General features: G+C 42.6%; 18 protein-coding genes. 5 read left to right on the top strand and 13 right to left on the bottom strand.

The window, feature by feature from the left end; translation table 11 throughout:
- Position 1: 1 nt before the first annotated feature.
- From tssD (H571_RS0110310) to pepN, 10 genes are all read right to left on the bottom strand, one after another.
- Positions 2 to 493 (bottom strand): type VI secretion system tube protein TssD, encoded by a 492-nt coding sequence (tssD, locus tag H571_RS0110310; RefSeq protein ID WP_027849238.1) that lies wholly within the window; start codon positions 491 to 493, stop codon positions 2 to 4.
- Positions 486 to 2,027: a type VI secretion system contractile sheath domain-containing protein gene (locus tag H571_RS0110315; RefSeq protein WP_027849239.1), complete on the bottom strand. Its 1,542-nt coding sequence runs from the start codon at positions 2,025 to 2,027 to the stop codon at positions 486 to 488. Before H571_RS0110315 ends, tssD (H571_RS0110310) begins: the two co-directional genes overlap by 8 nt.
- Positions 2,027 to 5,431 (bottom strand): type VI secretion protein IcmF/TssM N-terminal domain-containing protein, encoded by a 3,405-nt coding sequence (locus H571_RS0110320; RefSeq protein WP_027849240.1) that lies wholly within the window; start codon positions 5,429 to 5,431, stop codon positions 2,027 to 2,029. Before H571_RS0110320 ends, H571_RS0110315 begins: the two co-directional genes overlap by 1 nt.
- A 35-nt stretch (positions 5,432 to 5,466) precedes the next feature.
- Positions 5,467 to 6,144 carry a type IVB secretion system protein IcmH/DotU gene (gene icmH / locus H571_RS14910; protein WP_051168283.1) on the bottom strand — a complete coding sequence of 226 codons (678 nt, stop codon included), beginning with the start codon at positions 6,142 to 6,144 and terminating at the stop codon, positions 5,467 to 5,469.
- Positions 6,145 to 6,148: 4 nt separating this feature from the next.
- A complete protein-coding gene (gene tssK / locus H571_RS0110330; protein WP_027849241.1) occupies positions 6,149 to 7,534 on the bottom strand; it encodes a type VI secretion system baseplate subunit TssK in 1,386 nt (461 codons plus the stop codon).
- A gap of 36 nt (positions 7,535 to 7,570) precedes the next feature.
- Entirely contained in the window at positions 7,571 to 8,293 is a 723-nt protein-coding gene (tssJ, locus tag H571_RS0110335; RefSeq protein WP_027849242.1) for a type VI secretion system lipoprotein TssJ, read from the bottom strand.
- 7 nt (positions 8,294 to 8,300) lie between these two features.
- Positions 8,301 to 8,816, bottom strand: coding sequence for a type VI secretion system tube protein TssD (tssD, locus tag H571_RS0110340; protein ID WP_036218109.1), 516 nt, complete (start codon positions 8,814 to 8,816; stop codon positions 8,301 to 8,303).
- 42 nt (positions 8,817 to 8,858) lie between these two features.
- Complete coding sequence (tssC, locus tag H571_RS0110345) at positions 8,859 to 10,307, bottom strand: type VI secretion system contractile sheath large subunit (protein ID WP_036218112.1); 1,449 nt, start codon at positions 10,305 to 10,307, stop codon at positions 8,859 to 8,861.
- A gap of 17 nt (positions 10,308 to 10,324) precedes the next feature.
- Positions 10,325 to 10,855 carry a type VI secretion system contractile sheath small subunit gene (tssB, locus tag H571_RS0110350; protein ID WP_027849245.1) on the bottom strand — a complete coding sequence of 177 codons (531 nt, stop codon included), beginning with the start codon at positions 10,853 to 10,855 and terminating at the stop codon, positions 10,325 to 10,327.
- 238 nt (positions 10,856 to 11,093) lie between these two features.
- The gene (pepN, locus tag H571_RS0110355; protein ID WP_036218113.1) at positions 11,094 to 13,748 is read right to left on the bottom strand and encodes an aminopeptidase N; all 2,655 of its coding nucleotides are present in this window, start codon (positions 13,746 to 13,748) and stop codon (positions 11,094 to 11,096) included.
- A 113-nt stretch (positions 13,749 to 13,861) separates the two neighbouring features.
- Here pepN and H571_RS0110360 point away from each other — a divergent pair, with 113 nt between their 5' ends.
- The gene (locus tag H571_RS0110360) at positions 13,862 to 14,791 is read left to right on the top strand and encodes a DHH family phosphoesterase (protein WP_027849247.1); all 930 of its coding nucleotides are present in this window, start codon (positions 13,862 to 13,864) and stop codon (positions 14,789 to 14,791) included.
- Positions 14,792 to 14,794: 3 nt separating this feature from the next.
- Here the strand turns inward: H571_RS0110360 and rnk are convergent, their stop codons facing one another.
- The 3 genes from rnk to ilvD all read right to left on the bottom strand — a co-directional run bounded on the left by rnk (position 14,795) and on the right by ilvD (position 17,797).
- Positions 14,795 to 15,211 (bottom strand): nucleoside diphosphate kinase regulator, encoded by a 417-nt coding sequence (gene rnk, locus H571_RS0110365; protein WP_211219789.1) that lies wholly within the window; start codon positions 15,209 to 15,211, stop codon positions 14,795 to 14,797.
- 83 nt (positions 15,212 to 15,294) lie between these two features.
- Entirely contained in the window at positions 15,295 to 15,987 is a 693-nt protein-coding gene (locus H571_RS0110370; protein WP_027849249.1) for an MliC family protein, read from the bottom strand.
- On the bottom strand, positions 15,965 to 17,797 hold the full coding sequence (ilvD, locus tag H571_RS0110375) for a dihydroxy-acid dehydratase (RefSeq protein WP_027849250.1): 1,833 nt from the start codon (positions 17,795 to 17,797) through the stop codon (positions 15,965 to 15,967). Before ilvD ends, H571_RS0110370 begins: the two co-directional genes overlap by 23 nt.
- A gap of 249 nt (positions 17,798 to 18,046) precedes the next feature.
- Between ilvD and H571_RS0110380 the strand changes: the two genes are divergently transcribed.
- The 4 genes from H571_RS0110380 to H571_RS14915 all read left to right on the top strand — a co-directional run bounded on the left by H571_RS0110380 (position 18,047) and on the right by H571_RS14915 (position 22,521).
- Positions 18,047 to 18,532, top strand: coding sequence for a DUF3015 family protein (locus H571_RS0110380; protein WP_027849251.1), 486 nt, complete (start codon positions 18,047 to 18,049; stop codon positions 18,530 to 18,532).
- An 80-nt stretch (positions 18,533 to 18,612) separates the two neighbouring features.
- On the top strand, positions 18,613 to 20,538 hold the full coding sequence (locus H571_RS0110385) for an Lnb N-terminal periplasmic domain-containing protein (protein WP_027849252.1): 1,926 nt from the start codon (positions 18,613 to 18,615) through the stop codon (positions 20,536 to 20,538).
- Positions 20,520 to 21,377: an alpha/beta hydrolase gene (locus H571_RS0110390; RefSeq protein ID WP_027849253.1), complete on the top strand. Its 858-nt coding sequence runs from the start codon at positions 20,520 to 20,522 to the stop codon at positions 21,375 to 21,377. Before H571_RS0110385 ends, H571_RS0110390 begins: the two co-directional genes overlap by 19 nt.
- Positions 21,378 to 21,522: 145 nt before the next feature.
- A complete protein-coding gene (locus H571_RS14915) occupies positions 21,523 to 22,521 on the top strand; it encodes an RpnC/YadD family protein (RefSeq protein WP_051168284.1) in 999 nt (332 codons plus the stop codon).
- Positions 22,522 to 22,603: the final 82 nt, after the last annotated feature.

Genomic DNA, 22,603 nt, shown 5'->3' on the forward strand with positions numbered 1-22,603 from the left:
TTTAGTTGCCCCCTGTTTCTACGGTTGCTTCAAATTCTTGTTCTCCACCAGCACCGTAACGCCAAATAATGGTTTGATAAACTAACCTAACCCTCTCTAAGTATTGCCAACTATCTTGTTGAGGTAGAGTGCAGTCTGGCATTTCAGTAGTGACAGAAAGTAGCTGAGCACCTTTCATTTCTATTTCATAAATAACGGAAGGCTGGCCTTCTTCATCTGGTTGATACCAAGTAAGCAAAACTTCTAAACTGTCTTGCTCGCATAAAGCTTGATTTAAAAGTGGTGAAGAAAAATCTATAGGTTTTAATAGTTCGGCGGGTCGATGAACAACACTGCCGCCTAGAACACCACCCTGGCCTTCGCCATGACGATCAAGGCTATGTTGGAAGGCCAAAACTTTAATTAACCCCTCGCCTATGCGGCTATCCTTAAAGCTACCTTCTATGGCTCCAAGGTTTTTTCCGGTAATTTTCATATAGCCAGGTCTAGCCATGAATATCTCCTGCTAAGGACGAAGTTAAGTTAAGCGTGAAGCTTTGACCCTGGTGTTTTAAATGGGGTGTTAGCTGCAAATGGATTTCTGGCAGCTGGCTGTTTGGAGTAATAATTTGCAGTTTAGCTTCACGAAAAGGTTTGCGGTGCATGACTTCAAGCGAAGGTTTTTCTTGTGCTGAAACACTGGTTTGTAGCCATTGGTTTAGGCGTGTTTCTAAGCTGTTTAAAGTATCACTGCTACCTAATTGCTCACGTAGCACCAGTTTTAAATAGTGCGCTACTCTACTTAAAGTCAACAAATAAGGTAGCTGGTAATCTGGGTCAACTTCTTGGCTGGTATGGCTACCTAAATGAAAAGACACGGGTTGCTCAAAAGCCACTCTGTTATTTTTACCTACGCCAGCTAAGGTAAAACCTTGACGTGTAAAAGCTGAAATAGTCTCTTGTGACCAGCGAGCTTCTAAGGGAGCAAGTGAAGGTGAGTAGGGGTTAAGCTGATAAGGCGGAGCTAAGGTGTCTTCGTCGCCTGGTGAATTTAACATCCCTGTATAGCCACCATGGCTTTGGAAGCTATGTAACACCAAGCTAGCTAAGGAGTAACAAGGATTCCCCCAAAGTAAGCTGCTTTCACCTTCGGCTGCTTGCTCTTGAAATAAGCCAGCTGACATTTGTAATTCGTAGGGTGGTCTAACCAGAACTCTGGGCAAAAGGAGGCTTAAATAACGACTAGCAGGCTGTTGCATTAGTTGACGCAGTTTAATAAACCGCTTATTGCCGGCTAGGTCTAAAGCCTGCTCTGCAGTAATGTTTTGGGTAAAGGAGTTTAAGCCAAATAAACTAGCGCAGACACCCGTAAGAACGGGAGCATGGGCTAGTTGTCCTAGACTGGCTAAGGTGGCTAAGTCATCTAGGTCTTGTTGGTTATTTGACCAAGCATGATCTACCAAGATTAGGCTAAAAGGTGTGCCACCATACTGGCCCAGCTCTTCAGCATAAATCTTTTGGAAGAGAGGGCTTTCTTCTATTAGCGTGGTGCTAAGGTTCTGATGCAACTCAGCTCGACTTTGGTGAATAAACAGAACTTCTGTTGCAGAACTCGTAGCAGCTTTTTTTATTAAACGGTCAATATTTCGCCAAGTTGCCTCTAATTGACGAATATAAGAAAGTTGCAAAAGCTTATTGACCAATTGCATAGCGAGTTTTTTTTGCTTTAACTGCTGAAAGTCATCACTAGTTAAAACTTGGGGAAGCTGCTCTAAAACACAGTTAAAAAGCTGTGAAGGGTGCAAATCATCTAGGCTTTTAATAGCAAGTGTTAACTCGCCTAACTCAGGTAAGTCTATTTTAAACTCAAGCTGCTGATGCGCTAACCACTGACTAAAACTGGCATAATGTTGGGCGTTATAAACTACCAAGTTTTCTTTAGTTAAGCCTAAATCAGCCAAGATTAAAACCTTGCAGGGTAGTGGCGCTGCTTTACTGCTGCCCAAAGTTGCATCAAAAGGAAGGCTAGTGCGAAGGACAGCATTCATTAGAGTAGATCTCCACGAACTATGTGCCTAGGAAGGCGCTGACGACTGGCTGTGAGAACATCAATAACCTTGGTGTGCCCTCTTAAACCAAATTGAATATCAAAGTATTGAATATTCCATTCTGCTAAGCGTTCCTCATAGAGTGGAAACTCAGAACGATTAAAGCGCCGTGAACCTTGAGCAAACTCTTCTAAAAATCTAGGGAAGCCATAGTGACCAGAGTAATTCTTTACTAGCTGATAGTTATCTACCTGAATGGTTAAACGTACATGAGTGCAGTTAAGTGACCAATTAAACTCAGCTGCTTGACGATAATTTAGGTTTTCTAGTTCTTGTAAACCATTTTCACATTGCATTTCTAATAAAGTGCGACTCGGCAGCTTTTTGGCACCTGAATTAACAGTGATGGGACGTGTATTAAGAATGACTGAGTAGTTGTCACGGTTTTGTTTGCGGTATTCATCCGCCTTACTTAAAAAGCCAAGTAACTCTCGATTAACTGGGTAGGGAACACCAAAAGCTGAGCGGCTTGCATAGCCAGCACCAAAGCGCCTTTGTACAAAGGGGCTGAGTTGTTCATCAAAAAAAGACCAAAGCAATCCACCTTCAGAATAAAGAAAACCAGCCATACGATCTTCAGGTACGCCTTCTGAAGCAGCTAAAAACTTTTCTTCCCATACGGTTTGCAGTTGATTAGAAGACTCTTGAACTAAAAAACGACGAAACATATTTAAAGGGCCACGAAATACCGCCCAAAAAGGTTCATTAAAGTTGGTGTTGCGGCCAAGTAATCCCTGAATGTCTTGTAACTGACGGTAGCCAGTTGCTAAAGCGGTTTGCCCTTTGGCAGGGTCATCAGGGTTGTTATACAAATCTTGCATACTTAAATGTGCAATGGATTTAATTTGTGATTCTTTAGTTAGCTCGCGGATATTGGCACGATATTCCGCTAATAGTTTGGCTGCACGCTCAACCATTAAAGCCTGCTCATCTTTTATAGCTTCACCAGTACCCACCTTCTTACCAGCTTTGGCGGCCATTTTTCCGACCTTGCCTGCACGCTTAAGAATTTTTAAGGTGATTTTTTTTAAAGCACCTGTATCGGTTTCGTTTGGCGCTAAGGCATTCATATCTGCATAAAGCTCTAACATATAAACCCACTCTGGCGAGTTTTCATCCATAAAAGGCTTTAACTCACTTGCCATACGGTCAAGCACTAAAAAGTGCTGGTTGCGACTCGTTGCTTGTAAGTCTATTGCTTCGCGCCAAGAGTTAGGACCTTCTAAAACATCAACACCATTTTGGAAGGCCAAGGCAAATTGTTTCCAAGCATCTAGGTAACGTGCACGGTAGTTTTCTGCAAAACCAGGAATCAGTGTATTAACTTGATCAGCGATATCTTGGGTTTCTAAGAGTTGCTCAATAAAGTCGTCAATTTTTGTTTTTCCAGCAACGGTGAAGGCGGCGGGTACTCGTACATTATTGGATGCGCGAATGCCCCGCCAGTACTCCCCCAAGCGTACTTCATGCTCCCCTGCAGAAAGGTTGCCCCAATCTATCAGCCAATCGATACTGCCAGGGCTTTGTGCCAAAATACGCTGTAGGTAAACACGCTTACTTTTTAAACGTGCTTCCATGCGTTCAGGATTTTCATTCCAAACTAGGTGGAGTAAATGAAGGCGATTGAGTGTCGTGAGTTGCGACATGTTTAAAGCAGCTAAGCTTGCATCATCCTGTTGAGAGTAAGCAGGAGGCATAGCCGCTAAACTATCTAAGGAAGCTCCATCGATATAAGCTTGCAGCAAATTGATTTCACGCACTAGCTGACTAACAAACCTTGCCATTTCTTGGCCTAACTCATTGCCACTAAGGTTGCTTTCGAACAGTTTTTGTTCAGCACTCAGTTGCAAGCGCCTATCGAGTAGAAGCATTAAGTTTTGCTCTACACGCTGTACAAAAATGCGCTGCAAACGTTGCATAAAGTCTGGCGTTGCTGTGACGTCATTTATCCAAGGTAAAAAGCTACGGTTCTCTAGCTGTTCAATTAGGGTAGAAAACTGCTGATTAACCTTAATGTTGCTTGCAAAGTCACTTTGCTCTACTAGGTTGCCAGCATAGCGTTGACTAATATCGTCTAAAAATAAAACATCCTGCCTGTAAATTAAGCCTAGGCTACCGACAAGCAATAAACAGATTAATGCATAACCACTTATCCAAAGGTTGCGAACTGCTCGCTCGGCACGTACAGCAGCAGGCAGGCGTGTGACATGCGTTCGTTCATTGGGCAGCACACGGGTTAAAAGATCGTGACAGAAAATTCCTTCAGTTGAGGCCCCGTTATTTAGGCTACCAGCTAAATAAAAACCACGCAGGTTAGGTAACTCTTCAAAAACACTTTCTTGGAAAATGCCACGAGTAAAGTTGCGTAATCTAGTTGAAAGTTCACCAAGACGGCTAGGCAAAACGAGGGCATCAGGGTCTACCTTGCCACCTCTTAATACAAAAATATTAAGGTCTTTTAATCGTTCAGCCAGTTTTTGTATGCTTTCTTCAACAAAACTCTCGGCATCAGCCTTTTGCACATTTAAGCAACCAAAGGCTTGCTCTTTAAGGTGTTGTGGTAAATAGGTAGCCCAGCTGTGAGTACCTTTTAATTGGTCTAATCCTGTAATTACTAAATAAACAGGGAACTGAGTTTTTAGCTGTTTGACTAGCTGGCCTAATAAGTCTCGTAGTTTAATACCCTGCTCATAAAGCTCTTCTTCACTTTGGTTTTCTAATTCTTGCCAGTCGATAGGTAGCACTAAGCCATTGATAGGCTCTTCTTGGCGGTTAGCAACTAAGAGCTGTAATAAACGACGACCTTCTGGTGCATGATTACCTTCTTTGTTGTAGAGGTTTCTGGGTAATTGCATTATTAGGCTTTCGTTATAAGGCCAAAAAGTTACTTCGCTTTCTGGGCCGGTAAAACGGTTTTCTGCATCGGTTGGCAGAGTAACTTTTGCAGCTTTTATCCAGTTAGAAGCAAGGCTAGCGTTACTTAATAGTAAAAACCAAGGCAAAGCATAGTTAGGGTGTAGGCGTCTATCTTGTAACGGACTATTGCGTAAAAAGCTAAGCACGTCTTTAAAGCGAGCATCTAAGGCATTGGTATCGGTGGTGATAGACTGCTCATCACCTGCGGCACCGGCTTCTTTTAAAAGTCGCTTGGCTCTTGCTCTGGCCTGAAGACGAATAATTAACTTTTTACCTAAACGTAAGGTTAACCAAGCTGCAAACAATACAAAGGCTAAAATAACCCCGTTTTCAAGCGAGTAGCCAAGTAGTAGAGCACCAAAAATTGCGGCTGTGGTTATTAGGCCCCAAATAATAATAAGTAAGAGAACTTTAAATAGAGTTTTCACAGAATAAGCCCTTTAATGGAAAGTCTGCTGATGCGCTAAATTAACGCCACCAGTCGTTGAACTAACGACAAAACCTCAACCCGCATGACTACATAAAGTAATAAAATACCCAGTAGTGGAGCACCTACGTAAAAAGGATATAGGGTGTAGCGTGAGTATTTAGGTTGTTTAGTTATGAGGTTGGGAGGGTAGGCCTCTGGGGTTAAAACAGCGCGTTCATCTGTCCAAGGTAACTTTTGGCCTTGCGACAACAACTCAAAGTTTTCTAACCGCATACTGTCAAGCTTACTTCTTTCGCTAGGAGAGAAATAACGCCCAGAAAAACCCAGTGCTAAGCAGTAGTAATAAACTTCACGTACGTCTCTATCTGCTGGGTCAATTAAGGTTAGTTCACCTAGTCGATTAAAAAACTCTTCCCCTGCTTTAGCTGTGTCGTAGTAGCTTTTTTGTAGTTGGTTGGCATTCCAAAGGTTGGCTTCTTGCCAATTACAAGAAAGTAACACTTCGTCTATGTAAGCAATAATGGCAAAGCGTGCTTGTTCGTAGTGTTCGCGGCGGTATCCTAAGGATGCATAAACCAGAGCTTTATCTGCTAAACGCCGTTCGACTTCGGTTTTTACATCCTTATAACTTGGCTGCTCGCCTTCAGAAATGCTTTTTTGTAGTTGTTTGACGTAAGCTAGTACATCAATAAAACAGTCGATTAGTCGCATGATTTCACCCCTTTAATGCGACTAGTTCAAGTGTTAAGTCATCTGGCATATCAGGCCATGCCAGCTCAATTACTCCTTCTCTTTCTATAGGTAACCAAGCTTCATCTTGGGTGCTTAAAGAAAAATAGGTTGAGTTAGGGCGTTGTGGTAAGCCCTCGGGACGAACTTCCAGTAGGTTTTTTTCTACCCCTGGTAAAGCCCTAGACTGATAAACAGGAACTAGTGTTGGTGTGCCTAATTTTGAATATCTAAGGAAGCTTTCTAGCCACTTTTCACGACTTAATTGAGTTTTAACAACCAAGAAGAGCTGTTGCCCTACTTCTAAGAATTTTCTTGGTAGTTCTAAAACTAAATTGCCATTTTCTTGCTGGTTAAACCTAGCTAAAGATTCAGAGCCTATGGCTATTTCATTAATTAGTCGGTTAATGATTTGTCGAGCTGTTGTAAAGCAGCGACCTAAATCTAAGTGATCATAATTTGGTAGCTTAAGGTTAGATCCTGATATTTCACCTCGTATATTAGCTGTTACTGAAAAGCAACTCAGTTCAGCAACTAGCATTCTTGCTTCCTGATAAACGCGCTCAGGTGCAACGTTTCCTAGCTCTAAGAGGTGAGTTAAGGTTTGAATTGTGCGTCCTATCGTTTGCAACGCCATGCGGTAGCGAAGTAACTGGGGATTGAACTCTGAGCCACGGTAGTTGGTTGGTGACAATTTATAGTCTTCTAACTGAGTGCCACGGGATAAGAGTTCATCACGCAAGTTTCTTACCCAAGCTGTCATTTCAGGTAGCGCATTAATCCTTAACAAGGGGGGTAAGTAATCTGGGTCTGGGCAAACCTGTTCATTGAGTAAGACAAGCCTAGCAACAGGTAAGCTTTCAACTCCAGTCATACCATTAAGCTGCTCAGTGGTTACTAAGCTGGCATTAAATGTGAGCAAAGGTGTTTGTACGGAATCGCCCGCTTGGTAATAGTCAGTTAAGGATTCTGGTCTATCATTTAGGCTATAACGAGGTGACTGATGTCGGCTAGGCGTGTTAGTACTTTGAACAGCATGGCGCTGGTTTTTTGAAGCAACAACCAAGTGAATTTGCAAGGGTTCACGGTTATCTGGCCAAATGTCATCTTGCAAATATAAGTCTTTTAATTGCGCATTCTCAGGAAAACTTAACCAACTACCATCGCGTAATAACACTCGAAGGTGTTTGAAGCTAACCTTGCCAGCCGCTAATGCACCTGTGTCTAGATCGCTAAAAGCAACCCCCCAAGGTAAGGCTAAGAGGTTTTCACGTATAGCCTGCTGTGTGTCTAGGTGAAAGGCATCTAGGTACTGGAAATGATGCGGCTGTAAAAACAGTCCTTGATGCCAGTAAATTGGTTTGTTGGTCAAGGTTATTTTCCTTTGTTCTTCTAGGGTTACTAGGGATTAGAAAGCTCTGGCACGTAGGCTATCAATACGCTCTTCGCCTATTTCTAGCCAAATTTTTAGTCTTGCAGCATCCCCTGCTGGAGAAGTAACTGGCCCTTTAAAAGGTCGCCAAGCAAAAGGCCACCACCAGCGCTTTTTATTCACATAAGAAACTGTGCGCCCTGTAACAGCTGGAATAGAAACTAAACGAACACTGGCGTCATCGGTCATTTGAAAATAACCTGCCAATACAACTAAGTAGGAAGCCCCTTTAACTCTATCTAAAGCAAGGCTTTTAGTTTCTCCAGGTGCCAAGATAACGCTACTTTCTCTTAAGAAATCGCCACTTAACTGAGTGGAATCTGCAGCCATTAAGTCTGCAAGACGAAATGAAGAAGAACGGTAGTTATCAAGTTCAGCTGGGCTACTCATTTGTATAAGTTTAAGTACCAGTGTGCGTGCTTCACCTGCCTGAGTATTGAGTTGGTTACTTGCCTTAAGGTGGAGAGCAATAGATTTAGGCTCATAGCTTGCTGCACCTACTGGAAGGTGGGGAGGCGTCCATTCCTTACCTTCATATTCCCACTGCTGTCTAGCGGTAACCCACTCCCAGTTAGACAAGCTATCTGAAGCCTGATACTCAGGCTCGATATAACCTGTCCACTCATCCACAGGTTTACCTGCACAGCCTCCTAGCAACAGAGCAATGAACAGATAAATTAGCCAAGAATGAGCTTTCATGGTTTGTTTACTCACCAGCCCAGTTATCTATAGCAGTACTTGAAGCGGTTTCATGGTTCCAAGTAATGCTGCTGTAAGTTAAGCGCACTTCTTCGTAGGCACTAATAGAGTCATTAGCTGGGTCTAAAAAGTCAGGTGAAACAGTGATAATGCTAACAACCTTGGCGCCTTCTAAATCAATGGTGTAATAGTGCACCGGTTGACCATCACTACCGGTATCTGCGCTACGGTAAAAATTTAGGCTGCAGTTAAGTGACTTTGGCTCAGCCAAGCATTGAAAAAGTAGTGGTGAACTTTTATCAATTAGCTTACGAACTTGTAGGTACTCGTGTTTACGGTTGCCCGTTACTTGGCCTGTTAAGCGATCGGTAGGTACGCTTACTTTTTGTTCAAAGCCAGTTACAAAAATTTCATCTTCATGACCCGATTTGAAAAATGCACCAATACTTTCTTGGCTAGATGCGCCTTCACTTAGGTTGTCACCATCAGCAGTTTCAATCGTCATATAAATAACATTTGGCATGGTTGTATCCTCTTTTTATTAATCCTAATGGGTAAGCAAGCTTTAAACTCTATCTAGCAAACCTGTTAAAGAAAGGGTGAAATTAGCACCCATAAACTTGAAGTGGGGGGTTACTTCTAGGCTAACCTGATACCAGCCAGCATCACCGTCAACCTCGGTAACTTGAATTAAGGCGCGTCGTAATGGGCGTTGACTGCGAGTGGCAGGCGATGGGTTCTCTTGGTCGGCGACATACTGGCGAATCCATCGGTTTAGCTCGCTTTCAAGGTCGGAACGGCTTTTCCAGCTACCTAAGTTTTCACGCTGTAAAACTTTTATGTAGTGGGCTAAACGGTTAATGATGAACAAATAAGGAAGCTGAGTACCTAGACGGTAATTCAACTCAGCAACCTTCGCTTCAGGATCAGTACCAAAATACTTAGGCTGCTGTACCGAGTTAGAAGAAAAGAAGGTTGCGTTGTCTGCATTTTTTCTTTGAGTTAGGGGAATAAAACCCAACTCAGAGATTTCATATTCTTTACGGTCAGAAATAATGGTTTCTGCTGGACCATTTAGTAGCGGCGTTCCTTCTAGTTCAGTCAGGTGAATAGGTAGGTTTAAAACAGCGCCGCCAGATTGAGGGCCAATAATATTAGGGCACCAGCGGTAACGTGCAAAGCTATCCATTAAGCGGGTTGCATAAGCGTAACTTGCATTAATCCAGAGGTAGTCTGAATCACCAGCGCTGACTTCTTCTTGATAAACAAAACTGCGTACTGGCTTGTCTTCACCAAATAAGGGGCGTCCCATTAGGCGAGGTAAGGTTAAACCTAGGTTGCGAGAGTTATCTTGTTCACGTAAGGCGCGCCATTTAATGTACTGGGGTCCTTCAAACATAGACTCTACTTCATTTAGGTCAGGTAATTCAGACCAGTTGGTAAGCCCAAAGAACTTAGGTGAAGTACCTGCAATGAAAGGAGCATGTGTCATCGCCGACAAAGAAGCTAGGTGTTCTAAAAGGTTTATATCTTGTGTAGAAGGGCTAAAGGAATAATCACCAATAATAACGCCATAGGGTTCACCACCAAATTGGCCATATTCTTTGGTATAAACTGTCTTAAATAGGGCGCTTTGGTTAACTTCAGGTGCATCTTCAAAATCTTCGAGCAGTTCTTCTTGGCTAGTGTTAAAAAGCTCAACTTGAATGTTTTCACTAAACTCAGTGCGTTGAACTAAAAAGTTCAAGCCTCGCCAAGTGCTTTCAAGTGATTGAAATTCGGTAGCATGAAGAATGCTGTCCATCTGCTGACCTAAGCGCTCATCTAATGCTTTAATCATTTGATCAACAAAAGATTTATCTATGCGGGGAAGTTGCTCTTCAAAACTTAATAACTCACTTAATAAGACTTCTACACCTTGGTGAGCGAGTTGATAGCCGCTATCATTTTCGTCTAGGCGGGTGTACTCAAGAATCTCACCTACCAGTGGTTGTACTTTGGTTTGTTCAATCATTGTATTATTTCCCCAATTTATTTTGTTTCTTCGTTTTCATTTTTGGGTTTTGCTGCTGAAGATTGCAGACCTAACTCAGATAACAGCTTTTTACGCTGGCCTTGATCTTCAAGCATTAGCTGAATGGTTTTACGCATAGCTGGTGTATTACCTAAAGGCCCTTTTAATGCCTTTAGGGCATCACGCAACTCTAAGGTTTTCTTTAATTCGGGTATGGCTAAAGCTAGTTCATCAGGCTCCATATCCTGCAAAGATTTAGGTTGGATATTGATTGATAACTCTTCAGACTCATCATTAAGGTGATTGGGTACGGTAAAATTGAGTTCTAAGTCCATACTAGCCATTACTTCATTAAAGTTTTGGCGGTTAATGCTTATGGTTTCTCTTTCTTGAATGTTGTAGGGGTCTTCACTGGTCCTAAACTGACCCAATACTAATGCTTTGAAAGGGAGTTCTACTTGTGCTTTAGCATCACCTGTTGCTGGACGGTAAGAGATATTAATACGCTCTTTAGGTGCTACCGAGGTGCCATTGTTCTTGCTAGCCATACTGAGCCTCTCTGGATTATGTAAATCTAATGTTTTATTTGTTGATTCTAATGTTAAGCAAAGATTTCGTTTGTATTTAGTTTTTTGAGATTAGCAGGCTGAGATATGATGTAAATTAAAAATATTAAAATATGCTAGGTAAATCACAAAAAAAGCACTAAATCTTTAACCCAAAAAGAAATAGTGCTTTTATATGTGTTGAATATGTTTTAAGTGTTATATTTTGACTAGCTAATAATTACTCAAGTGCTTTATTGATAATTTCAAACAAGTCAGCACTTAACGGCTGCTGTTGAATTCGCTCTAACGCCTTTTTCATTAAACCTTGTCTCACCTTATCCATACGCTTATAGCGGGTTAAAGGTATAACCAGCCGCGCAGCTATTTGGGGGTTAAGTTGGTTTAACTCTATTACCTTGTTAGCTAAAAACTGATAGCCAGCAGCATCTTTGCGATGAAAGTTCACTCTATTTTGGTTTACAAAAACGCTGATTAATGCTCGTACCTTGTTAGGGTTTTTCATGGAAAAAGCAGAATGATTTTCTAAAGTTTGCACACTAGCTAAAACATCGGGGTGAGGGCGAGAAGCCTGCACACTAAACCAGCTATCCATCACTAGAGCATCATGCGACCACTGCTTAGCAAAGGCTTCTAAAGCCTCTTTGCCCACCGATGCATCCTGGGCGTGAACCAAACAAGTTAAGGCTGCTAGCTGGTCAGTCATGTTATCGGCTTGCTTAAATTGTGCTTGGGCTAGCTGTAACGCTTCGGTTTTTTCTGTGGTGGTTAACCAACTTAAGCAAACATTTTTTAAGCGCCTTGCCGCTATTGCTTCAGCATCAGGTGACCATTTTTGGGTAGTTGTATGCGCTTGGTATAGGCGTAAAAAGTCAGTATATAATTCTTTAGCTAAGCTTTTACGAGCAAACTCCCTTGCTTGATGGATGGCATCTATATCAACTTCAGCGTATTGCTCTGCAATATAAGCTTCAGAGGGTAATAAAAGCATTTCTGCCAAAATAGCAGGGTCTGTTACAGGGGCTTTAAGCAGTTTACTGTAGGCTTGGATTAGCGATGAATCTAAGCTTAATTTTTCACCTGCCTGCTGCTGGCTAACTAAGCCTTGTAAAGCGAGTAATGCTAGGCGTTGGCCCGCATCCCAACGATTAAAACCATCACTGTCGCAAGTCATTAAAAAAGCTAGCTGCTCTCGAGTGTAAGCAAAGTTTAGTTTTATCGGTGCTGAGAATCCACGTAATAAAGAAGGTACAGGTTCGGCTTCTAAATTATAAAAGGTAAAGCTTTGTTCAGCCTCTTTAAGCTGAATAACCCGCTCAGCACCCCAAAACTCGCCATTCACTTCCATAGGAATATCTACACCAGCAGGGCCAACTAAGCCCATCTTAATGGGGATCAACATTGGTTGTTTTAAAGGCTGATCAGGCGTTGCGGGTATTTGCTGCTTAAGCGTTAAAGTATAAGTTTTTTCTGCTGCATGGTATTCACCACTGGCAGTTACCTCAGGCGTACCCGCTTGGCTATACCAAAGCATAAACTGGCTTAAATCTAGGCCAGATACTTCTGCCATACAGGCGACAAAATCATCCACGGTAACGGCTTGGCCATCGAAGCGTTCAAAGTAAAGGTCGGAGCCTTTACGAAAGGTTGCTTTACCCAGCAGCTCACTTAGCATACGCACTACCTCTGCACCTTTTTCATAGATGGTGAGGGTATAAAAGTTGTTAATTTCTATATAGCTTTCAGGGCGAACAGGGTGGGCAGTAGGACCGGCATCTTCAGCAAACTGGGCGGTGCGTAACCTGCTAACTTGTTGAATACGCTCAACTGCTGATGAGTTCATATCAGCACTAAACTGCTGGTCACGCAATACGGTAAAACCTTCTTTTAAAGACAGCTGAAACCAATCACGGCAAGTAACCCGATTGCCCGACCAGTTATGAAAATACTCATGCGCCACCACGCTTTCTACCCGATTAAACGCAGCATCAGTTTCACTTTTAGGGTCAGCTAAAACGCAGGCAGAGTTAAAAACGTTTAAGCCCTTATTTTCCATAGCGCCCATATTAAAATCATCAACTGCAACAATCATGTAAATAGCTAAGTCGTATTCACGGCCATAGGTTTGTTCGTCCCATAGCATAGCGGCTTTAAGTGAACGCAAAGCGTGTTCACCCTTGTGCAGGTTTTGTTTTTCTACCCACAGCTCTAAGGCCACTTCGCGCCCGCTGCAACTAGTAAAAGTATCTTTAATTGGGTGCAAGTTACCTGCCACTAAAGCAAACAAGTAAGCTGGTTTAGGAAAGGGGTCTTGCCACAAGGCAAAGTGTTTGCCCTTTTCTAAATCGCCTTGTTCAACAAGGTTGCCGTTGGATAATAAAACAGGGTAAAGGTTTTTATCGGCTTCAATGCGCGTGGTAAAACGAGCCAACACATCAGGACGGTCGGGGTAAAAAGTAATCCGGCGAAAACCTTCTGCCTCACACTGGGTACAAAAGTTACCGCTGGATTGATACAAGCCTTCTAACGCAGTGTTGTTTAAAGGGTCGATTTCAACGTCTACTTCTAAGGTAAAAGTGTCGGGTAGCGAAGTTAAGGTTAGCTGCTGATCAGCTAGCTGATAGTCTTGGGGTGTAAGTGATTTGTCATTTAGCTTTATACTAATAAGCTTTAACTCTTGGCCTTCTAGCACTAGTGGTAGGTCGACTTCTTTACGAGCGGGGTTACGCTTAAAATCTAAGCGGCTTGTAACCCTTGTTTGAGTAGGGTGAAGTAAGAAGTTTAGGTAAACCTGCTCCACTAGAAAGGCGGGAGGCAAATAGTCTTTTAAAAAAATAGGTTGGGGTGCAGCAGATGTTGTTTGTGCTGGGTTCATCACAGGAAAGCCTCAGATTAGATCTTTTGAAATGAGTGTAAGAGTGCTATTTTTGGTAAAGTTAAATTTATATTTATCTTAAATGAAAAAAATTGTTGATTGGGAGTAGTTTTATGTCAAAGAAATATCGGTTAGTCACACGCAGTGACTTCGATGGTTTGGTTTGTGCTGCCTTGCTAAAGCACTTGGATTTAATTGATGATATCCAATTTGTGCACCCAAAAGATATGCAGGATGGCAAAATTGAAATTGATCCCAACGATATTACCACTAACCTGCCTTATGTTGCTGGTTGCTATCTAGCTTTTGATCACCACTTAAGTGAAACCGTGCGTAATGAGGTTTTGGCTGATAATCATATTATTGATGCAGAAGCACCTTCAGCTGCTCGTGTGGTTTGGCAGTATTATGGCGGTCATAGTGCTTTCCCAGAAGCTTGGGATGAAATGATGGCCGCAGTGGATAAAGGCGATGCAGCACAATTTAATGAAGATGAAGTATTGAACCCAGATGATTGGGTACTACTTAACTTTATTATGGATGCGCGTACTGGCTTAGGTCGCTTCCGCGATTTCCGAATTTCTAATTACCAGTTAATGATGCAGCTAATTGATTACTGCCGTAATCACACCATTAAGCAAATTCTTGAGCTGCCCGATGTTAAAGAACGTACCGACCTTTACTTTGAACATGACAGTAAAGCACGCCAGCAAATTCAAAAGTGTGCCAAGGTTTATGACAATTTAGTGGTGCTAGATTTGCGTAATGAAGAAACCATTTATGCAACTAACCGCTTTACTCTCTATGCGCTTTATCCCAATACTAATATTTCGATTCACATTATGTGGGGATTAAAACAGCAGAACACTGTATTTGCAGTAGGTAAGTCTATACTTAATCGTAGCTCTAATACGAATGTGGGTGAGCTATGCCTTAAGTACAATGGTGGTGGCCACTTGAATGCAGGTACTTGTCAGGTTGCTAATGACCAAGCAGAAGCAACCCTAGAGGCGTTAATTAAGAAAATTAACGCCGATGGTTAACAGCTAGCGGTGTAGTTCTCCTGCCGCTTCTGGTTGATGCAGAATCTCTTCCACAACCAAAGCGGCATCTTTACCGTTAGGTAGCTGCCAATGCACTTCTTGACCCACCCTTGCACCCAATAATGCCGCACCTAGGGGCGCGAGTATAGAAATTTGGTCTGTTGCTTCAGGGTTAAGGTTGTGCGGATAAACTAGCTCTTTTTCTAATAGTAAATTAGCTTTCAAATCACGAAATTTCACCCGACTGTGCATACTGACTAAATCTGCTGGCACTTCTTCTGGTAGTACCACATCAGCATTATCTAAGCGCTCTGCTAGGGCTTCGGCAACCGGCATTTTAGCGTATTTGTCCTCGTCGATTAGCTTTTCTAAGCGAGCATGGTCTAGTTCATTCATTAATAAATGTAGTTTAGCAATCATTGTTTTTACCTTTAAAAAAGCACACCCCCGCAACCTAGGTTGCGGGGGTGTGCTGGAATAATATGTTGTGTACAGGTTAGTGGTTAAAAGCTTTGTCCGCAACCTTGCAGTTTTTTGTTTAGGTAGTGCAACTCTACTCGGTGAGGAAAAGGTTCTCCGGTATTTATTTCAATACAAAGAATATTTTCTACCTTGTATTTAAGCAGGTTGCCTTCTGAGTCTGTGGCTTGGTATAGGGTTTTTATTAAATCCTGCTTAATAAGCTTTGAGTCTTTAAACGTTATACGTTGTGTGCCAAAGTTTTGCAAGAGTACCAAATGACCATTTTGTTTTGCCTCTAGTGTCCAAGCAGGATTATGCCCCGTTGCTTTTAAAACTAGTGCATCGGGCGAAGCATTAGTGCCAGCAATAAAGTTGGGTTTAGCTAGCTCTTTAGGCTTACCTGAAGCAACTAGGTTGCAGCTTTGCCAAGTTTTTACAGGTGTGGCAAGCCTAGCCCTAGTGCCGTTATTCCAAAAGGAAGTGCCTTCCTGATTAGCGTAACGAGTACCAGACGTTGCCCTTTGTTGGGTAAGTTTCAACCATTCCGTTGAAGCAGGTAATTGCAACCAAAGCTGTTCACCCGCTAGGCGTGTTTCTATTAAGCTACCTTCTTCACACTGCCATAAATCAGCTTGGGTTGCCTGTTCAAACTTGGGTGCAACAGCGCAACCTACTAGCAGACTTGCTGCTAGTAGAAAGGCAAAGGCTTGTTTAGTCCAGCTTACTAAGGTCACGTACTGCACCCTTATCGGCAGAAGTTGCCAACATAGCATAAGCCTTCAAAGCAGCAGAAACCTTGCGCTCACGTGGTTTGGCAGGTTTCCAGCCTTTAGCATCTTGCGCGGCACGGCGCTTAGCCATTTCTTCATCACTAATTTCAACATTAATTGTACGGTTAGGAATATCAATTAAAATGGAATCACCATCTTCAACCAAGCCTATCGCACCACCAGCAGCAGCTTCTGGTGAAGCGTGACCAATAGATAAACCCGAAGTACCACCTGAGAAACGACCATCGGTTAACAAGGCACAAACCTCACCTAACCCTTTGGATTTTATATAGCTGGTGGGGTAAAGCATTTCTTGCATACCCGGGCCACCTTTAGGGCCTTCGTAGCGAACAATGACCACATCGCCTGCTTTTACCTTGCCGTCTAACACGTTAGCCACGGCTTCATCTTGTGATTCAGTGACATGGGCTGTACCACGGAAAACCAAAATGCTTTCATCAATACCCGCAGTTTTAACCACGCAGCCATCTTCAGCCAAATTGCCATAAAGTACTGCTAAACCACCTTCTTGAGAGTAGGCATGGGCTAAATCACGAATACAGCCATTTTCACGGTCGGCATCTAGGTTGTTCCAGCGTGTAGACTGGCTAAAGGCTTGTTGAGTGGGAATACCCGCTGGGCCTGCACGGTAGAACTCGATAACCTCAGGCGTAGGCTTACGCATAATATCCCAAGTTTCTAAGGCTTCCGCCAAAGACTGGCTATGTACCGTTGGTAGGCTAGTATCTAACAAACCAGCACGGTCTAGCTCACCCAACAAAGCAAAAATACCACCAGCACGGTGAACATCTTCAACGTGGTACTTGGGCGAGTTAGGGGCAACTTTACATAGCTGTGGTACTTTTTTAGATAGGTGGTCTATGTCTTCTAAAGTGAAATCAACTTCTGCTTCTTGCGCTAAGGCTAAAAGGTGCAAAATGGTGTTAGTAGAACCACCCATAGCGATATCTAAAATCATCGCATTATTGAATGCACCTTTATTGGCAATAGAGCGGGGTAAAACAGAATAATCATCCTGTTCGTAATGCTGGCGCGTAATGGCAACAATTTTCTCACCGGCTTGTTCAAACAAAGCGCGGCGATCAGCGTGGGTTGCCAGCAGAGTACCGTTACCGGGTAAAGATAAACCTAAGGCTTCGGTTAAACAGTTCATAGAGTTAGCAGTAAACATACCCGAACAAGAACCGCAGGTAGGGCAGGCAGAACGTTCGTATTCAGCAACGTCTTCATCCGATGCATCTGAGGCAGCAATTACCATAGCATCGACTAAATCTAGATTATGCTCAGAAAGCTTGGTTTTACCCGCCTCCATAGGGCCGCCTGAAACAAAAATAACTGGAATATTCAGGCGCATAGCAGCCATAAGCATTCCGGGAGTAATTTTGTCACAGTTAGAAATGCACACCATGGCATCAGCGCAGTGCGCATTCACCATGTATTCAACGGAATCAGCAATTAAATCGCGGCTAGGTAAGGAATAAAGCATACCATCGTGACCCATCGCAATACCGTCATCGACAGCTATGGTGTTAAATTCTTTAGCAACGCCACCGGCTTTTTCAATTTGGCGTGCAACCAATTGCCCCATATCTTTTAAATGCACATGGCCAGGTACAAACTGAGTAAAAGAATTGACCACAGCAATAATGGGTTTTTGGAAATCATCATCTTTCATGCCCGTGGCACGCCACAAAGCACGAGCACCAGCCATATTGCGGCCAGCAGTAGTAGTACGAGAACGATAAACAGGCATGGGAAAACCTCAGTAAATAGCTAGGTAAAAAAGTAATACTAGCATTCTACTTTTTTACAGCTCAACTCACTAGCTTAGCTAACCTTTCTTTAGTAAAAGTAGAGTTTTTTTGTGATACGAAGCCTCAGTAAATACGCAATAAAACACTTGAAAGCAAAGGGTTAACTATGGTTAAGTTGAACTCGCCAATTTAATTGGTAAATGAAGTACAGGACTAGTTTCAAGTTTTTTTAATTGAGGATGTTTAGTATGAAAAAAATTATTGCTGCTACCGCACTAGCTGTTACTCTACCTTTCGCTGCTGCAGTACAAGCTGCACCTTCTGATGCTGGTTGTGGTCTAGGTAGTGTTCTACTAGCTGACCAAGACGATACTTTAGTAATGAACGTTCTAGGTGCTACTTTAAACGGCACATCAGGTAACCAAACCTTTGGTATGACCACTGGTACTTTGAACTGCAGCACTTCTAACTCTTTGCTAGCACTGCAAACTTTTGTAAACGACAACCTAGATACACTAGCTGTTGATGCAGCGCGTGGCGAAGGCGAATCACTAGATACGCTAGCCACTATTTGGGGCATGACCGATGCAGACAAAGAAACGTTTGCTGCAGCAACTCAAGCACATTTTGGTGAAGTTTTCTCTTCAGACAGCGTAACTGCTGAACAGGTTCTAGAAAACATGAACCGTGTTGTTTCAGAAGATGAAGCACTAGCAGCTTACAAATTAAGCTAAGCTAACTGCTTAATTGTCAATAAAAGTTCTGTTGGCATTTGCTGGCAGAACTTTTTTAATGAGTTTTTATATCTTATTTTATGTCCAGCTCTCAACGTTATACCCAAGCCTTTCTTTTTATTCTTTTAATAATTAGTTTATTTTCTACAGGTTATGCTGCCAACTTAACACCAGACCAAGACACCTTAAAAAAACTAAGTAAAACCAATGCTTGGTGGCGTTTAGTTCATTATAAACAGCATACTTATGGCGTTCGTAGCCAAGTCGATCAAGATGAGTTTTTTCTCCATCCGCAAGGTTATAAAAATCCTTTAGCAGAACTTACTGCAACTTTTAAACAGCTAGAAACTGCACTTAATAGCAACCCTTTATTAGATCAAAATACCGATTTACGCTGCACCTACCCAGCAAGGGTTGACTGGTTAGCAAGAACACTCAATTTAGATATTCCGACAAGAAGTTGTGCAGGGTTAGATAAATGGCTAGGCCAAGTTGATGCTGGCAGCATGTCGATGATTTTTCCCTCCGCCTATATGAACAATGCCTCTTCCATGTTTGGGCATAGCTTTTTAAGGCTAGAAGGCACCGATAGAACCCGTAAGCCCGATTTAGTCGCTCATGCTATCAACTTTGCTGCGGAGGTAAATGAAACCGATGGCGGAGTTGCTTATGCTTTTAAAGGCATGTTTGGTCTTTACCCTGGCTATTTTAGCTTGCAACCTTATTATGAAAAAGTTGATGAGTATTCTAATTTAGAAAACCGCGATATGTGGGAATACCCGCTAAATATGAGTGATCAAGGCCTAAAGCGGGTTATTTGGCATATGTGGGAATTAGAGAGAGTACGTTTTGATTATTGGTTTTTTGATGAAAACTGCTCCTATCAATTATTAGCTTTAGTTTCAGTGGCAGAAGATCACCTAAATTTAACTGCTGGTTTTGATTTAAAAGCACTACCAGCCGATACCATTCGAGCACTAGATAAAGCCAGTTTAATTGGCGATGAAGCTAAATACCGCCCATCTTTTGCAACCAAGCTGTTAAGCATGAGTGAGCAAGCCAACCCAGCCGAGTTAACCGCAGCCAAACAGCTGGTATTTGAATACTTAGAACCCGAAACGTTAGAATTAGATGCCAAAGCCAACCCAGCCAAAGTTTATGAGCTAGCCTATGAATGGCTAAACTTTCGTTACCGGCACCAAGGCGTTACCCGAGATGAAGCAGCCGACCAACTGCATAAACTATTAGTCGCGCGCTCCAAAATTAACCATAAGTCGGGGTTAACTGCACCCATGGCACCTAGCGTTCCGCCTCATAAAGGCCATGAAACTGCTCAGTTTGCTTTAAGCCTAGGTCAGCATGAGCAAGTTAATTATTTACAGCTATCCGCTAAGCCAGCCTATCACGGACGTTACGATTCTTTAGATGGTTATTTGCCCAATGCAGAGATTAATCTACTTGAACTCAAACTACGTTTTGATGAAGAAAGCAAAGAAATAACCCCATGGCACCTAAATATTTTAGAAGTAGGTAACTACTTACAAAGTTCGGCTATTTTCTCCTTAGCCGCATGGCGTGTAAAAGCTGAACTAGGTAGAACGAACCCCTTCGCCTCAAGCAAAGACGATTGGCTAGGCCGTTTAGGTGGCGGTTATGGCAGAGCTTGGGGAAGCAGCGAAAACCTAATGGGCTTTTTAATGTTAGCCGCAGAACTAGAAGCCGGCCCAGCAGCAGGCCATGTAAAGCCTAATAAAAGTAATCAAGATTGGGCAGTGGGTGGAGGCATAAGTGGTGGGCTAGTTTGGGAACCCTTTACCAACTGGCGAACAGGGTTAGATGCTTCATGGATAGGCTTTGCCGCAGGCAATAAAGGCGCATTGTTAAAAACCGAAGCAACCTTGCAATGGAACTACCAAACTAACCAATCCTTACGCTTACAAGGCAAGTGGGAAGAACGCAGAGACAGCAACGGACAAATAGATTTAGCATGGTTAAAATTCTTTTAAAATCGCTATTAGCATTGTTAATGTTGGGGCTGCTACAAGGCTGTGGCAGCCTTTTTTATTGGCCAGAAGAAGGCTTAAGAGGCACGCCCGACCAGCTAGGCATTGAATACCAGCCTGTTAATTTAAAAACTGCTAACGGCTTAAACCTGCATGGATGGTGGTTTCCTTCACGTGTAGAAGAATCGCCCAAGCCAAAAGGTTTAATTTATTACCTACATGGCAATGCAGAAAATATCAGCACCCACTTTATGGGCATGACTTGGATAACCAACCACGGCTGGGAAGTGTTTATTTTAGATTACCGTAGTTATGGTATTTCTGAAGGTAAACCCAGTATTGCAGGCGTACACCACGATGCTTATATGGGCTTAAAGTGGGCAATTACTAAAGCTAAAGAACAACAACTACCCTTAGTAGTGCTAGGGCAAAGCATAGGTGGAGCAACAGCAGTTACCCTAGTGGCTAATGCTACAGCAGAAGAACAACAACAAATAAGTGGCTTAGTAGTCGATAGCGCCTTTTCAGGTTATCAGCGAATTGCCAGAGAGAAACTAAGCAGTAGTTGGGTAACTTGGGCTTTTCAATACCCCCTCTCTTGGACAATTACCGACCGCTACAGCCCAGAAAAACAGCTAAACAAACTACCTGCAGACTTACCTTTATTGTTTTTGCATAGCTGTGCAGACCAAGTTATTCCCTGCTCGCATAGCCAGCGTTTATACCAGCAAGTGCAAGAACCTAAAACCTACCTAGAAGCACAAGAAGGCAGGCATACAGAAATGCTTAGCCAACTTAAATGGCGTAGAAAGCTAGTGGCTTGGTTGGAAGCTTTACTTTAACCAGTCCCCCCCTAGTGAGTAACATCAGGTTACTCATTAAGAAAAGATAACCTAAAAGTACCTATAATAGTATAGCCGGCTTAGTCTAACGCACTTGTTTTTTTGGCTGTATGCTAAAATTACTAGCAATTAAAGAGGAGTTTGCATGAGTCAGCCAAATGATAAACCAGACAATGAATTAGACGACACTAGCGCCAATAGCCCCGAAAAGCTAAACCACCCAGATTATGACAGCGCATGGAAAACCTCACTTGAAAAACACTTTGAAGCCTTCCTTGCACTGCTTTTTCCTAAGCACCATGCTGAAGTGGATTGGAGTAAGGGCTATGAATTTTTAGATGGTGAACTCAATCAGATAACCAAAGACGCTAAAATCGGACGCCGTTATGCTGATAAACTAGTTAAAGTTCACACCCTAAAGGGCGCAGAAGAATGGTTACTGATTCACGTTGAAGTGCAAGGCGACCCCCAAGCCGACTTTGCTCAACGTATGTACACTTATTCTTGCCTACTCTACATACGTTATGAAGTTATCCCAGAAAGTTTAGCCGTATTTACTGACTTAAATGCCAACTTTCGCCCCAGTCAGTTTAACTTTCAACGCTTCCAGCAAGGCACACAGCTTGATTTTAGCTACCCAATAGCTAAATTACTTGATTATGAAACTGAGCAAGAATGGTCTAATCTTGAAGCCAGTGACAATGTTTTTGCTTTAGTGGTGATGGCACAAATCAAAGCCAAACGACTCAAAGGTAATGAAGAAGGTTTATTAACCAATAAAATCGCCCTGATACGTGAACTTTACCGACGTGATTACACAGTTGAACAGATAAAAGCACTTTTTATAGTGATTGACTGGATGATTTACCTGCCCACACCGCAAGTTAAGCAGTTTTCACAAGAAATGAGAGCAATAGAGAAGGAGAGTAATAAGATGATTTACACTACCTCAATAGAGCAGCTTGCCAGAGAAGAAGCTAGAGAAGAAGCTAGAGAAGAAGCTGAAAAGCGAGCAGCAGAAAAGCAGCGTCATTCGATTCGTCAGTTAATAGTGCAAGGTATACTCAATGATACACAGATAGCTGAAGTGTTTGATGTGTCAGCAGCCTACGTTGCCGAGCTACGCCTAGGCAACCAGGATTAGGCTTTAACCTTATTGCTGAACTGAATCTAGTCGCATCTACAAGGCAGCCGTTAGGCTGCTTTGTAGTTTCTAGGCCACAATA

Origin of the sequence: Marinospirillum minutulum DSM 6287, assembly GCF_000422325.1 — a bacterium.
Classification (GTDB): Bacteria; Pseudomonadota; Gammaproteobacteria; order Pseudomonadales; family Halomonadaceae; genus Marinospirillum; species Marinospirillum minutulum.